The organism is Oscillatoria sp. HE19RPO (assembly GCF_024220515.1).
Lineage (GTDB): Bacteria > Cyanobacteriota > Cyanobacteriia > Cyanobacteriales > Laspinemataceae > Laspinema.
This window is the reverse complement of the sequence record NZ_JAMXOT010000319.1, coordinates 1-12,966: the sequence shown is the minus strand read 5'-3', so window position 1 is coordinate 12,966 and position 12,966 is coordinate 1. Positions and strand designations below refer to the sequence as shown.

The 12,966-nt window shown below is 48.3% G+C and carries 15 protein-coding genes; 11 read left to right on the top strand and 4 right to left on the bottom strand.

Annotated elements, in window-relative coordinates; genetic code table 11:
* Positions 1 to 184 precede the first annotated feature (184 nt).
* The 4 genes from NG833_RS25180 (at position 185) to NG833_RS25165 (ending at position 2,997) form a co-directional block, all read left to right on the top strand.
* Positions 185 to 667 (top strand): DUF4168 domain-containing protein, encoded by a 483-nt coding sequence (locus NG833_RS25180; RefSeq protein WP_254568026.1) that lies wholly within the window; start codon positions 185 to 187, stop codon positions 665 to 667.
* Between the two features lie 137 nt (positions 668 to 804).
* Positions 805 to 1,776: a carbohydrate kinase gene (locus tag NG833_RS25175; RefSeq protein ID WP_254568025.1), complete on the top strand. Its 972-nt coding sequence runs from the start codon at positions 805 to 807 to the stop codon at positions 1,774 to 1,776.
* Between the two features lie 97 nt (positions 1,777 to 1,873).
* Positions 1,874 to 2,356, top strand: a complete 483-nt coding sequence (locus NG833_RS25170) for a CYTH domain-containing protein (protein WP_254568024.1) — start codon at positions 1,874 to 1,876, stop codon at positions 2,354 to 2,356.
* A 161-nt stretch (positions 2,357 to 2,517) separates the two neighbouring features.
* Positions 2,518 to 2,997, top strand: coding sequence for a pentapeptide repeat-containing protein (locus tag NG833_RS25165; RefSeq protein WP_254568023.1), 480 nt, complete (start codon positions 2,518 to 2,520; stop codon positions 2,995 to 2,997).
* Between the two features lie 114 nt (positions 2,998 to 3,111).
* On the opposite strand, the gene NG833_RS25160 is transcribed toward NG833_RS25165, so the two are convergent.
* The gene (locus NG833_RS25160; RefSeq protein ID WP_254568022.1) at positions 3,112 to 4,008 is read right to left on the bottom strand and encodes a DUF5895 domain-containing protein; all 897 of its coding nucleotides are present in this window, start codon (positions 4,006 to 4,008) and stop codon (positions 3,112 to 3,114) included.
* Positions 4,009 to 4,099: 91 nt separating this feature from the next.
* On the opposite strand from NG833_RS25160, the gene NG833_RS25155 reads away from it, so the two are divergent.
* Complete coding sequence (locus tag NG833_RS25155) at positions 4,100 to 5,143, top strand: WD40 repeat domain-containing protein (protein ID WP_254568021.1); 1,044 nt, start codon at positions 4,100 to 4,102, stop codon at positions 5,141 to 5,143.
* A 19-nt stretch (positions 5,144 to 5,162) separates the two neighbouring features.
* Here NG833_RS25155 and NG833_RS25150 read toward each other — a convergent pair whose 3' ends face one another.
* Together NG833_RS25150 and NG833_RS25145 are read right to left on the bottom strand one after the other, a co-directional pair.
* Entirely contained in the window at positions 5,163 to 6,011 is an 849-nt protein-coding gene (locus tag NG833_RS25150) for a hypothetical protein (RefSeq protein WP_254568020.1), read from the bottom strand.
* A gap of 357 nt (positions 6,012 to 6,368) precedes the next feature.
* A complete protein-coding gene (locus NG833_RS25145) occupies positions 6,369 to 6,938 on the bottom strand; it encodes a plasmid pRiA4b ORF-3 family protein (protein WP_254568019.1) in 570 nt (189 codons plus the stop codon).
* Between the two features lie 270 nt (positions 6,939 to 7,208).
* Here NG833_RS25145 and pdxA point away from each other — a divergent pair, with 270 nt between their 5' ends.
* The 3 genes from pdxA to NG833_RS25130 all read left to right on the top strand — a co-directional run bounded on the left by pdxA (position 7,209) and on the right by NG833_RS25130 (position 9,548).
* A complete protein-coding gene (gene pdxA / locus NG833_RS25140; protein WP_254568027.1) occupies positions 7,209 to 8,255 on the top strand; it encodes a 4-hydroxythreonine-4-phosphate dehydrogenase PdxA in 1,047 nt (348 codons plus the stop codon).
* A gap of 33 nt (positions 8,256 to 8,288) precedes the next feature.
* Positions 8,289 to 8,753: a hypothetical protein gene (locus tag NG833_RS25135; protein ID WP_254568018.1), complete on the top strand. Its 465-nt coding sequence runs from the start codon at positions 8,289 to 8,291 to the stop codon at positions 8,751 to 8,753.
* A 243-nt stretch (positions 8,754 to 8,996) separates the two neighbouring features.
* Positions 8,997 to 9,548, top strand: coding sequence for a cold shock domain-containing protein (locus tag NG833_RS25130; protein ID WP_254568017.1), 552 nt, complete (start codon positions 8,997 to 8,999; stop codon positions 9,546 to 9,548).
* A 32-nt stretch (positions 9,549 to 9,580) separates the two neighbouring features.
* On the opposite strand, the gene NG833_RS25125 is transcribed toward NG833_RS25130, so the two are convergent.
* On the bottom strand, positions 9,581 to 9,958 hold the full coding sequence (locus NG833_RS25125) for a YccF domain-containing protein (protein WP_254568016.1): 378 nt from the start codon (positions 9,956 to 9,958) through the stop codon (positions 9,581 to 9,583).
* Positions 9,959 to 10,277: 319 nt separating this feature from the next.
* Between NG833_RS25125 and NG833_RS25120 the strand changes: the two genes are divergently transcribed.
* From NG833_RS25120 to NG833_RS25110, 3 genes are all read left to right on the top strand, one after another.
* Positions 10,278 to 10,724: a hypothetical protein gene (locus tag NG833_RS25120; protein ID WP_254568015.1), complete on the top strand. Its 447-nt coding sequence runs from the start codon at positions 10,278 to 10,280 to the stop codon at positions 10,722 to 10,724.
* Between the two features lie 438 nt (positions 10,725 to 11,162).
* On the top strand, positions 11,163 to 12,239 hold the full coding sequence (locus NG833_RS25115; protein ID WP_254568014.1) for a D-alanine--D-alanine ligase family protein: 1,077 nt from the start codon (positions 11,163 to 11,165) through the stop codon (positions 12,237 to 12,239).
* A gap of 191 nt (positions 12,240 to 12,430) precedes the next feature.
* Entirely contained in the window at positions 12,431 to 12,817 is a 387-nt protein-coding gene (locus NG833_RS25110; protein WP_254568013.1) for a hypothetical protein, read from the top strand.
* Positions 12,818 to 12,966 lie beyond the last annotated feature (149 nt).

Genomic DNA, 12,966 nt, shown 5'->3' with positions numbered 1-12,966 from the left:
GGATGTTCGTAGTAACGACTTCAGTCGTTATCCCCCGTTCGTAGTAACGACTTCAGTCGTTTCCCCATCCATCCACCCCATCCACCCCCATCCACCCCCATCCCTCAACTATGGGAAACTATCCACACCTGGGAATTCTCAACATAAGAATCAGCCCTAAAATTGTCCTAAAATCAACTAAACCATGACTGCAAAAATCAAAAATTTCATCCAGCATCAATTACCGCAATTCATCTCCCAAAAATTACCGCAATTCATAGCTGTTTTAGGAATAGTGACCGTTTTATGGTTTTGGGGAATCGGAAGCGCGATCGCCTCGGATGCTCCCGACTCCTTAACCGTCCCTTCCCCCGGATCAGAGGCGGCTCCCAATCGCCCAACCCTTGATACCAACACGATCCCCTCGGCGAAGGTGTCTCAGTTTGTCGGGGCTTATTTACAAGTGTTGCGTCAAATCGAGGGCCGACAACAAGAATTACTCTCGGCACCGACTTCCCTAGAGTCGCAACGCATCGAACGGGAAATTGAAAGCGCCTCAATCGCGGCGATCGCCCAAGCGGGATTGACGAAACAAGAGTATTTACAAATGCTCTCCCTGGCTAATATCGACCCGGAATTTGGCGAACGAATTGCTGCCGCAATTCAAGAGGCCAAAAACCACGAATAAACCCCATACCACTCGTTTTTACACCGATTCTCTCCCGTTAATTTTCTTTAAGGGTCATCAATCCCTGACTTGAGAGAGATGCTCGATTTCTTGTAGGCTGTAAATTGAAGCATATATTGCAGTCGAGGAGTAAAGTGATGACTCATCCACAAGTTTTGTGTTTAGGGGAAATTCTATTTGATTGTTTAGCCGATCGCCCGGGTCAAGCTTATGAGGAGGTTGAGTCTTGGACTCCTTATCCGGGCGGTGCACCGGCAAATGTGGCCGCTGCCTTGGTGAAATTGGGCACTCCCGCCGGATTTATTGGCTGTGTGGGACAAGATGACCCCGGGGACGAACTGGTAACTCTGCTCACCCATCTGGGGGTCGATTGTACCGGAGTGCAGCGTCATGAGACAGCCCCCACCCGCAAGGTGTATGTGGTCCGTTCTGAGGATGGCGATCGCAGCTTTGCCGGGTTTGGGGAAATCGACACCACGGAATTTGCAGATACTCGCCTGCAAGCGGAGCAGTTACCCCATGAATTGTTTTTTCAGGCCGATTTTCTAGTCGTAGGCAGTTTAGAACTGGCCTTTCCTGATTCCAGAAAAGCCGTTTTTCGGGCTTTAGAGATGGCGGAACAATATGATGTAAAAATTGCCATTGATGTCAATCGTCGGGATATGTTTTGGACCGATTCAACTGAATCAAAATCTCTTATTGAAGACTTAATTAAACGGGTTGATTTTTTAAAAATTACCGATGAAGAAGCAGCCTGGTTATTTGACACCACTGATGCCGGTGCGATTAAGTATCGTCTCGACAGTGTGGAAGGGGTTTTAGTCACCGCTGGGGACAAAGGCTGTACCTATTGTCTCGGGGAAAATGAAGGGTCTATGCCAGCTTTTTCCGTGGATGTGGTGGATACTACCGGGGCCGGAGATGGCTTCGTGGCTGGATTTATTCATAAGGTTTGTATGCATGGAGTCAAATACTTAGAAAACCCAGAGCAAGCTAAAGAAGTTATCCGATATGCAACGGCAGTGGGAGCCTTGACGACGACCCGACCCGGTGCGATCGCCGCTCAACCTCTCCCGACGGAAGTAGCGGCTTTTCTGGCAAGTCATTAAATCAAGTCCGGCAGGCTAAAATCTGTTTCTTTCAGGACAAAGCCCGCATCTGCGGGCTAATTGAAAATCGGGTAATCAGAGGGGATATTCTTTCAAGATGGCTATAGAAATTGAACGGAAATTTTTAGTCAAAAATCAAGCATGGCGATCGCTGGCGGTGGGGACTCCCTATCGACAAGGTTACATTGCCCACAGTCAGGGGCGAACGGTGCGGGTGCGCCAAATTGGGAAGCAAGGCTATCTTACCATTAAAGGCCCCTCCCAGGGCAATTCTCGTCCGGAGTTTGAGTATCCGATTCCCCTAGAAGATGCTCAATTTATGTTAAATCATCTCTGTACTCCGCCTTTAATTGAAAAACACCGCTATAAAATCAAATGGGGAGAGTTACTCTGGGAAGTGGATGAATTTTTTGGGGAAAATCAAGGCTTAATTGTAGCCGAAGTTGAACTCACCGATGAACATCAAGTGGTAGAATTGCCAGATTGGATTGGTCCAGAAGTCTCTGATGACCCGCGCTACTTTAATGTTAATTTGTCTACTTATCCCTATTCTCAGTGGACTGAAGGCAACTCGGGGTGAACCGCATCAGACAGGACTGCGATCGCCAAGGTGTTAGGAAACCCACAGATTCATCGGTCTTTTCTAGGCGATCGGCTTAAAATGTCTGGAAAATGGCTTAAAACTGTGTCACTTCCTTGTAGACTAGGGATTTAATTAGATGGCTTTTCCAGGGATAAAACATGGACGTTAAAGAACTCATCGATCGCTATGCCGCAGGAGACCGAACTTTTTCCGAAATCGACCTCAGCAACGCTGACTTACAACAAATTGACCTGAGTCAGTGCAACTTGAATGGAGCAAACTTAAGTGGGTGCGATCTGCGCGGTGCGAATCTCAGGCAAGTCTCTTTAGCTGAAGCGAATTTAAGTTGGGCAAATTTAGAAGGTGCTCATCTGTTGGAAGCTTCTCTCAATGGGGCGAATTTAGAAGGCGCGAATTTGAATAAAGCCCTCCTCGATGGCGCTAATCTTTTTGGGGCTAATTTTACGCGCGCTGATTTACGCGGTGCGGATTTGAAAATGGCTGATTTAACGGAAGCAGACCTCAGCTTTGCCAAACTTGACGGGGCGAATTTATGGGGCGCATATTTAACCGGGACCAAGGTCAAATATGCGATCGGGTTACAAACGGTGAATCCCCCGGTTGATGAGTCAAAATAGGGCGATCGCATCTGCAAATCCTTCCTACTGCGATCGCCCCCATTTCACCCTAGAGACGCCCCATTTTTGCGTCTTTCCCGAGCCTTGTCCGGGACCGAACCCTTGTTAATTGGCTTAATAAGGCGGTTCCGGATACTCAAACTCATCCTCATAAGCATAAGCATTGCTCTCTAAGGTACTCGTAGGAGTTGCCGTTTCCACCTTCGGTTCCGCTAGTTTTGGAATATCCTGACCAAAGTCCTTATATTCCTCAAAAGTCTCACAAATTAAAGCCGATTCTTCCGAATTGGAGGGAATCATATAATCCGCTAAATTGCTGGCGGTTGGATGTTCATAATCACTGATATTAGCCACCCATGCTGTAGTAGTACCGATTCCTTTTTCTACCGCTTCAAACGTCGGGCAGAAAATCCCATGAGCATGAAACAGGGAGCCTTTTGGAGCATAGGGTTGTCTGCGAAAATCTGCATACGCCTGTTCCAACTCCGCCGTAAATCCCGTGACTGTTCCGGCTTGTCTATAGCGATAGGCTATGCCGAAACTGGCACCAGCCGAGCCATTCAAGGTTAAACGAAGAGGAGTTTGATGGAGTAATTTTTGGTCTTGTCCCACCAAGAAAATCAGATAGCGGGTGAAGAGTTTATATTTGAGGCGATCGGCTTTGAAGGCATCATAAAAATCCGACAACCGCCCGACAATATCGCCAGTCATCCGGTCTTTTAAGCAAATTGGACCCTGGCGCACAATCAGCATTCTGGGTGTGGTCGTCATCAGTAAGGTCTCAATATCCCCCGTACTAAATTCATGGTCCACAGGTTGCCAATTTTCATCTGGTGTAAACCCCGACGCCTTGGCTTGCTCCAGCTTAATGGCTAACCCATAAGGCTTAAGTCCATCCAGATGCAAGATGGGGTTAATCATCTGACACCAAGGCAATAATGTAGATGGGGGTGCCTTAAATTTTTCATCCTCGAAATCAAAGGTCGCAGAAGGGTTCATGGTGCTTGTCATATTAATTGCTTCTAATTCAGTTTACCGGGTCTCGTGATTGTGAAAAGGTTAGAGTCTATCTTAGGGTCAACTCGCTATAGTAGAATACGGCATGAGTCACTTGGGGTTCTTGATCCAGATCGAACCGATCGGTGGAGCAGCTCTAGCCTTCATCGATTACACCCTTGAACTCGATACTCTGAAAAATTTAAGATTTTCGCGATCGCCAACGTTCATGATCAACCCCTCTCCCACCTGGACCTGTAGCCACACCCTCACCGCTCATTCTGCCGCCATCCTTGACCTGGCTTTTAGTCCCGACGGACATACCTTAGCCAGTGCCTCCCTCGATACCACCATCGTCCTCTGGAATCCCCACACCGGGGAGGAAGGTCAGACCCTGATCGGTCATACGGACTTTGTGAACGCGATCGCCTTCCGCAATGATGGGAAAGTGCTCGTCAGTGGGTCCCTGGACCAAACCCTGCGAATTTGGTCGGTTCGCACAGGTGAAGTCACCCGGGTCCTAGAAGGTCATCGCAAACCCATCGAATCCGTCGCCATTTCCCCCGATGGTGAAACCATAGCCAGTGGCAGTTGGGACCGCACCATTAAACTCTGGGATGCCAACACGGGTCAGGCTTTACAAACCCTCAGAGGTCATGAAAAACCCACGGTTACGGTGGCATTTAGTCCCGATGGCAGGGCGTTAGTCAGTGGCAGTTGGGACCGCACCATTAAACTCTGGAATGTGGCGATCGGGGAAAGTTATCGCACCATTCAGGCTCATTCTAATCCCATTGAATGTGTCAAATTCAGCCCCGATGGAGAACTATTAGCCAGCAGCAGTCTCGATTCAACAGTGAAACTTTGGAATACCCAAACCGGGGAATTAATCCATACCTTAACCGGACATACCGATGGAATTCGTTCCGTGGCTTTTAGTCCCGATGGTCGCTATGTAGGCAGTGCCAGCAGTGATAAAACCATCAAGATTTGGGCGGTAGAAACCGGGGAAGAATTGGCAACCTTACGGGACCATTCTAGTTATGTATTTGCGATCGCCTTCAGCCCCGATGGAAGGACTCTAGCCACCGGCGGTGATGATAAAACCATTAAACTCTGGCGTCTTCACCCCCCCTCTTCCCAACCCTAACCCTCGGTTCATCTGGGCATTATTCCCGCTCTTTCTCCCGCTTAATCTGCTGTTCTCCTTCCGCCTCCAAATATTCATAATTCGGATAATCGGTAATCGGGGCCTGGGTTTTCGCCTCGATTCCCTCTTGGGTCAATAGGGTTTTCAATCCCCCCACCACTCCGGCTACTAACGCATTATAATTCCCCACGGACTGACTGAGGGTTTGGGTGTTGCGGCTTTCCCAATATCCCCCCTCATCACAAACCGATTCTAAAATTCCGAGGTCTTGGGCAATATCTAACATTTGAACAACCAATCCGTGACATTTCAGAAAGTTTTCCATTCCTCCATATTCCGGATTGCTAGCATACTGGGTTTTGCAAAAATTAGACCAAGACCAATGGGTTAAATTTGTGGGAATAGTGCGAATTTCTACTTTGGTCTCATCTATTTTCCCAGTTCTTTTTTCCTCAAGTTTGATTTTGAAATCTTCCCACCCCCAGGGTTTTATCTCATTCGGGTCTGCACCGGGTTCAGGTTTTCTGAGTTTGATTTGTGTCGTTTCCGGAAACAGAGCGAGTCCAAAATTAGCAGATTCGCAGCCCTTTCCGGGCAATACCGTAAAGGCAATCAACTGTACTGGATCGACAAAAAAGTAGGAGTTTTCATATTCTATCCCCCGGGCTGCCTCTAATTGTAAAAACCGATGGAGTTCCTCCATTTTATTGTGTTCATCTCGGCAGGGTTCTCCAACTAATTCCACCACTTCACTCACTTTCTCAAAGGGTAAATTAATCGCCGCTTGGTGCAATGCGTGGATTTTTTCCCGGGCCAATTCAATGGAGTCGCTGCCTAAATTCAAATCATAACTGATAGTTAGCCCCATAATGTTAAGTCCTGATTGATAGAAAGTTCAAGGGTCTTCAATCTGATTCGTTAATTGTAGGCGATCGCCCTCTATTTTGCCCAATCCCGGACGAGTCTATAAAAACCCACACCCTCAAGGGTGGGGCTATACGGACAAAGCCTGCCTACGCAGGCTGAATAGTAAAGGTTATTGTCCCCCTTCTACCACAGCCCAATTGTCAGGGTATGTTAAAATTACCTCTTGCAAAATTCTCGCTCATCCCCCCTTCTTAAGGGGGGTTGGGGGGATCAATCCGTTATTTTGCAAGAGCTTAAATTTATCCTGACAAGACGGCGAGACAGATTGTCGAGTCTATTTCCCCAACCTTAAGCGGATTTATCGAATCGCTTTAAGCTGTCTATTCACTTCCTCGATATCAAATACCTCGGGGTCAAAATCTTCCTTCACCCATTCCCGGGTTTCTGCATAGTCTGGATCTTCAGGATTTTTGAGGATTTCTAACACCTCAGCATACCCGCGAATGCCGCCACATTCTTCTGGAGGACAAGCGCGATCGCCTGCCACACACCGGGGATAATGCACCCCAGGAGTTGGTTCCAGAATTTTTTCCACGGTAATGTGATGCATCCAGCTATCATCTAAATTATATTCATAGAGAAAACTGGCATTCTCTTCTGGCACTAATTCATCTAATCTCGCCCTGCGCTCGGTTTTCATTTCTAAACCATATTCCGGGTGAGATTGACCGTAACAAGTTCCATCAATGGTGAATTGATGCAGATGGGTATTTCCCCATCCCATCACCACTTGTAAAATCCGCTGTAGTTTATACAGGGTAATGTGACTGCGAACCTGAATTTCCCGCCAAATCGGAGGTTCACTTTCTTTGATGGTGACTTTTAACTGATAAATTGACTCATGCTCGTTGGGTTTTGTCTGGTTCATGACGATACAACCGGGTTAACTTTTAGTTAGGCATCGTTTGCGTGCTGTTAACCGATATTCATAAAGAGCCGTCGCTCTAAAACGTTAAAATAGCAACAAACACTTGTCCTCTAATATATTATCATGGTCATCAAATCAGATTGCATTCAAATTGTTAAGTTTTAAGAAATCAACCGACTGACCAAATGGATTGCGCCAAAACCCGCACCCTGAAGGGTGGGGGTTGTAACGAAGATATGCCTGTATCTGCGATCGCCTCCTAAAAACCTCATGGAAACCCAACCCCCAACCCCCAACCGTCCCCATCTCGCCGTCACCCTGGGAGACCCTGCCGGAATCGGTCCGGAAGTCATCCTCAAAGCCCTCGCAGACCCCGCAATTGCCCAAAATTGTCAAATCACCCTCGTCGGCAGTCGGAAACTGCTGCAACAGTGTTATCAACAACTGAAACAACAGACAGCGATCGCCGATCCTGAAGCGTTTCCTATCCTAGATATTGACCTCAACCAAGAGGCGATCGCCCTCGGGACCGGCAATGCTGCATCCGGTGGCGCGAGTTTTGCCTATATGCAAGAGGCGATCGCCCGCACCCTTGCCGGAGACTACCAGGCGATCGTCACCGGACCCATCGCCAAAACCTGCTGGAAAGCTGCCGGACATCCCTATCCCGGACAAACCGAACTCCTCGCCGAAAGCGCCCAAATCAAACGCTTCGGAATGCTATTCGTCGCCAAATCCCCCCATAGCGGCTGGACGCTGCGCACCCTCCTCGCCACCACCCACATTCCCCTCCGCCAAGTCCCCGACGCCCTCACCCCGGACCTTCTCACCTGGAAACTAGACCTCTTAATCGAATGCCTGCGCCAAGACTTCGGCATCCAAACCCCTCGCATCGCCATCTCCGGACTTAACCCCCACAGCGGAGAAAATGGACAACTTGGCACCGAAGAAAAAGACTGGTTAATTCCCTGGATTAAACAACAACAAAACATCCATCCTCAAGCCACAATTGATGGACCAATCCCCCCAGATACCCTCTGGGTCAAACCGGGACAAGCCTGGTTTGGAACCGCTACAAATGCCCATGATGCCTATCTCGCCCTCTACCACGACCAAGGCTTAATTCCCGTCAAATTAATGGCCTTCGATAAAGCCGTCAACACCACCATCGGCCTCCCCTTCATCCGCACCTCCCCGGACCACGGCACCGCCTTCGATATCGCCGGACAAGGCATTGCCGATTGTGCTAGTATGAAATCTGCTTTAGGGTTAGCTGCTGAGTTAGGAAGTCAGAGAATGAGTGGGGGTGAAGGATAAACCTTACACGGCAAATGATGCCAAGTCAATGTAATGGATTATAAAAAAGAACTTCAGGGAATAATCGGTCAACCCTGTTGGGCAGCGCGTTTAAGCTATGGGGATGAACTAACCCTGGATATCGGAAGGAAAATTCCTTATAAGCAGAAAGTGATGGCCGGTAAATACAAAGGAGAATGGATATTAGGGACAAGGGGTTCTGAGTGGAGTCTGGAATCCGCTAGTGGTATCATTACCAGTACAGCAGAACCCGCAGAAGTGTTTAAGGAGAAAGTGAAGGTTATTGAAGGCACAACTATCACGGATGTTGAAACGAACTATCCTGATTTAGTGCTGATTGTGGGATTCAGTAATGGCTATCAGTTGAAAGTGTTTCCCGACTTAGAGGATGATTTTGACTTGTCCTATTGGGAGTTATTTACCCCTAATAATCGGCTGGTGACACTGGAACCTGGAGGAATCTGGACTAACCGGCGATCGGATGTCCCGATGACTTGAAAAAGTTCTTCCTAATTCCACGACATCAATCAACCGGGTTTCTTTCGACAATCTTGATGATGTAGCAAAAGTTATGCACGAAACTCGGTTTCTAGGTTCTTTACAAAGGGATGATAAACCGGGTTTCTTCCTCAAATTTCGGTGACTTAGCAAAAGTTATGTACCCAACCTAGTTTCTGAGTGGGTTACCAAGGGTAGAATAAAACAAAGGATAGTCGCTTAATTGTTAGAGATGTCTATTTTATGAAACCTGTTTTAAGCAAAGGGCAACTGAAAACATGGAAGGATGATAGAGGGTTTGGCTTCATCACACCGGATGAGGGTGGAAAAGACGTTTTTTTACATATCAGTGCTATTAAAACCGCTAGTCGTCGTCCCCGGGTGGGAGATACGATTTTGTACCAGCGAGTTACGGCAAAAGACGGCAAGGTCCAGGCGGCTCAAGCCTCGATTCAAGGCGTTGCATCTTCACGATCGCCAACCCATTCCAGAAATCGGAAAAAAGGTTTACTCTCCACTGTGATGGGTCTGGCAACGATGGGTATTATTGCACTGGTTATCAGCCAATTCCGTGCGATTCGTTCTCCTTCTTTTTCTCCTGCTCAAGTAACATCTACCCCCCAGCCAGACTGTCTCATTAAAGGCAATATCTCAATTGAAACAAACAAGAAGCTTTATCACCTCCCCGGGATGGAAGATTACGACATAACAGAGATTAATTCAGCAAGGGGAGAACGGTGGTTTTGTACAGAGTCCGAGGCGATCGCAGCAGGTTGGAGTAGGGCCCCGAGATAGCTACAGCCCCTTTCCTGCCACTCTCCCGTCTTTTATCGCACTTTTCTCAAGTCTCGTCCAAAGGGAAAGAGGGCGATCGCCACTAATTTGATGTGCTGTTCGGCAAAGGGTAATCCGATGAGGCTGATGGCGAAGAGGGCAGCGAGAACTAAGTGTGCCATCGCAATCTCCCACCCAAATAGGAAAATCCAAATCACATTTAACACAATCTTCAGGGTACTGTTGGGATTGTCATCCTCTACAATTTCCCGTCCGAATGGGCTCATACTGGCGATTCCCAGTTTAATGGTTTCCACTCCGAAGGGGATGCCGACAATTGTGAGACAGATTCCGATTCCTCCGATGATGTACCCCGCTCCGGTGACGAATCCTCCGAAAATTAGCCAGATGATGTTTCCGATTAAGATCATGATTTTTTTTCCTGTTTTGGTTGGGGACGGATTTTTAACCACTGATTTCACTGATTTTCACTGATGGGGATGAGGGGTTTTTCTTTTGTTACAAAAATTTACAGATTTTTCTTTAAAAAAGGGCGGCTAGGGCTAGACAAGGGGGATTGACTTTGTTAAAATTCTTTTTATAATGGGAATCTGTGCAAAAATATTATTGAAGTCAACATCCCATTATGAACATAATATGACACCAAGTCAAGAAATGCAACCCCTTGGGTCAAAAAAAATTGGCCGCGCCGGTTGGGGTGATAGTAATAGTAATGAATGAAGGAAAGCTATGAATAAACCAGCGATCGCCATCTTGGGAATCGGAATGATTGCAGTGATTGGAATAGCAGTGGTTCTCGTCAATCCAGAAGACTCTAACTCGGTTAGTCTAGGACAAAACAGTGAGATTGTGCAGACGGAGGGGACTCAGGACCAGTCTGAGGCGATCGCTGAGTTACCGGAAGCGATTAGGGAGAAAGTCTTAGATGCAGTGGCTGAACAAACCGGGGAAGGGCGATCGCAATTTGAAATTGTGGCAGCGCAACGGCGCAATTGGCCCGATGGCTGTTTAGGACTGACAGAACCGGGCAGTTTTTGCACCCAAATCGTGGTTTCTGGGTGGGAAGTCACCGTAAGCAATGCCGAAGAGACATGGGTCTATCGAACCGATCGCGATGGGTCCCAGGTAATGCTGGATACCGCAGCTAGTAGCGCCTACGAGTTGACAGAACCCTAACCAATTTTGAAGGGACTCGCCCAAGGATGGGCAAAAATCCGACAACTTATGCTACTGTATCTCGGACAAGGGATGCGGTCCATCGTATTTTAGAGGCACGAGTTGGGAATCCTCCCAAATCCGGTTGTCATACCAAATCCGGTTGTTAAAGTCTATAAAATCCCACACCCTAAAGGGTGGGGCTACACAGACGAAGCCTGCCTATGCGCTGTCGCGCAGGCTGCGCCAAACGCAGGCTCAAGAGTAAAGTAGGTCTTTAGCAAACGGATTCCGTATCAAAACTCGGTTTTCTCTCTTAGCCTGCGGAGGCAGGCTTCGTCCGTATAGCCCCAGGCTTGACGCTGCGGGTTTTGACAAACCGATGATTACCGGATGGGTTATCCAGTCATGGATGGCCACTCTAACGGCTAAAATCACCAAGGTTAAAAGGGGTCAACAATGGCTAAGTTGCGGGTCGGATTATTATTTGGCGGTCGTTCCGGAGAACATGAGGTCTCCATCATTTCCGCAAGGGCGATCGCCAAGGCATTGGCAGGGGAATCGAATGCTCAGAAATACGAAACTCTGCCCTTTTATATCGACAAGGACGGGTTATGGCACTCCCCAGCAGTGGCGCAACAGGTTCTAGATGCAGGAGTGCCCCGGAATGAGGGGGGAGAGACGGGCGATCGGGCCAAGTTGTGGCAATTTCCAGCAGAAGCGGGGACAGTCGAGGTGTGGTTTCCGATTCTGCATGGTCCCAATGGGGAAGATGGAACGATTCAAGGTTTGCTGACATTAATGCAGGTCCCCTTTGTCGGGACTGGGGTGATGGGGTCTGCCGTGGGGATGGACAAATTGGCGATGAAAACCGCGTTTAGTCGGGCGGATTTGCCCCAGGTTAAGTATATGGCGGTCACGCGATCGCAGGTTTGGTCTAACCCTTGTGTGTTTCCGAAACTCTGCGATGAAATTGAGCAATATTTGGGTTATCCCTGTTTTGTGAAACCGGCGAATTTAGGCTCATCGGTGGGCATTTCTAAGGTGCGATCGCGCAGTGAATTAGAGGCCGCTTTGGATAGTGCCGCCAGTTACGATCGCCGTCTGATTGTAGAGGCGGGAGTGGTAGCCCGGGAAGTGGAATGTGCCGTGTTAGGGAATGATAATGCCAAGGCTTCTGTGGTTGGAGAAATTACTTATGAGAGTGATTTTTACGACTATGAAACCAAATACACCGATGGCAAAGCTTCCTTGTTCATTCCAGCCGAATTACCCGAGTCAGTCGCCACTCAAGTACAGGAGATGGCAATTCGGGCTTTTGAAGCCGTTGATGGGGCTGGATTGAGTCGCGTAGACTTTTTCTATGTCGAAGCAACCGGCGAGATTTTTATTAATGAAATTAATACCTTACCCGGTTTTACAGCCTTGAGTATGTACCCGCAACTCTGGGCCAAAACCGGGGTTTCTTTTACAGAATTAGTAGACCGCTTGATTGAGTTGGCGATCGAGCGGCATACTGATAAAAGTAAGGAATAAGGTTGTTTGATTGGGAGCATCTCAATTTTGCCTAAAAGGTGAATTTACAAGTCTTGCTCCCCCTGACCTCGTAGGGAAGGGGGCACCGGGGGTTAGGTCTATGAGCCTTCTTGAGATGCTCCCGTTTGATTAAAGGGAATGGGCGGCAACCAGAACTCACTCAGGTTGGTGATTGATTCGAGGAGCAATGTATGAGTTCGAGACTTTTAAAACCGTTTACCGTATCGGATCGGCGACAGATTAATCGGTTACGCGCTTTTATGCCAAACCGGGAGAGTCAGTTGGCGCGATTGCGAGAGTTAAGCGGGAGTCAGGATGCTCATCTGGATTATTTGAGGCGGTTGCGGGAACAAGGGAGTCGCCCTCGGTTGCCGGAGGGTCAGGGGGGTCATCCGCGCCGGGTACGCCCGGTGAGGAAACGATCGCCTTCTGAGTCTCTGGTGCGATTCCTGCAACGGCACCCCTGGGTGTTGGGGCTTTTAGCCTGGGTGCTGTTGCTGGGTATGGCTTGGAGTTCTTGGAAGGTGTTGGTGAGTCCTGGGTTTACGGAGGTTCCAGAAGTTCGGGATGATGAGTGATTGGGAATGGGGATGAGGTTAGTAGAGACGGGAGATTTTGCGTCTCTACTAAGGGGATTGCAAAATATAAATCCTTCAAACGCTCAACTGAAAGGAAGGTATCTGTAGGGGCGCAATGCTTGCGCCCTCCGGAGGGCGCAAGCATTGCG

What these genes read in the sequence shown, in the direction of transcription:
- NG833_RS25175 (WP_254568025.1), top strand. Translation starts at nt 805, where the DNA reads ATGACTCATCCACAAGTTTTGTGTTTAGGGGAAATTCTATTTGATTGT.
- NG833_RS25170 (WP_254568024.1), top strand. Translation starts at nt 1,874, where the DNA reads ATGGCTATAGAAATTGAACGGAAATTTTTAGTCAAAAATCAAGCATGG.
- NG833_RS25125 (WP_254568016.1), bottom strand. Translation starts at nt 9,958, where the DNA reads ATGATCTTAATCGGAAACATCATCTGGCTAATTTTCGGAGGATTCGTC.
- NG833_RS25145 (WP_254568019.1), bottom strand. Translation starts at nt 6,938, where the DNA reads ATGAACCAGACAAAACCCAACGAGCATGAGTCAATTTATCAGTTAAAA.
- NG833_RS25165 (WP_254568023.1), top strand. Translation starts at nt 2,518, where the DNA reads ATGGACGTTAAAGAACTCATCGATCGCTATGCCGCAGGAGACCGAACT.
- pdxA (WP_254568027.1), top strand. Translation starts at nt 7,209, where the DNA reads ATGGAAACCCAACCCCCAACCCCCAACCGTCCCCATCTCGCCGTCACC.
- NG833_RS25150 (WP_254568020.1), bottom strand. Translation starts at nt 6,011, where the DNA reads ATGGGGCTAACTATCAGTTATGATTTGAATTTAGGCAGCGACTCCATT.
- NG833_RS25155 (WP_254568021.1), top strand. Translation starts at nt 4,100, where the DNA reads ATGAGTCACTTGGGGTTCTTGATCCAGATCGAACCGATCGGTGGAGCA.
- NG833_RS25110 (WP_254568013.1), top strand. Translation starts at nt 12,431, where the DNA reads ATGAGTTCGAGACTTTTAAAACCGTTTACCGTATCGGATCGGCGACAG.
- NG833_RS25180 (WP_254568026.1), top strand. Translation starts at nt 185, where the DNA reads ATGACTGCAAAAATCAAAAATTTCATCCAGCATCAATTACCGCAATTC.
- NG833_RS25120 (WP_254568015.1), top strand. Translation starts at nt 10,278, where the DNA reads ATGAATAAACCAGCGATCGCCATCTTGGGAATCGGAATGATTGCAGTG.
- NG833_RS25135 (WP_254568018.1), top strand. Translation starts at nt 8,289, where the DNA reads ATGGATTATAAAAAAGAACTTCAGGGAATAATCGGTCAACCCTGTTGG.
- NG833_RS25130 (WP_254568017.1), top strand. Translation starts at nt 8,997, where the DNA reads ATGAAACCTGTTTTAAGCAAAGGGCAACTGAAAACATGGAAGGATGAT.
- NG833_RS25115 (WP_254568014.1), top strand. Translation starts at nt 11,163, where the DNA reads ATGGCTAAGTTGCGGGTCGGATTATTATTTGGCGGTCGTTCCGGAGAA.
- NG833_RS25160 (WP_254568022.1), bottom strand. Translation starts at nt 4,008, where the DNA reads ATGACAAGCACCATGAACCCTTCTGCGACCTTTGATTTCGAGGATGAA.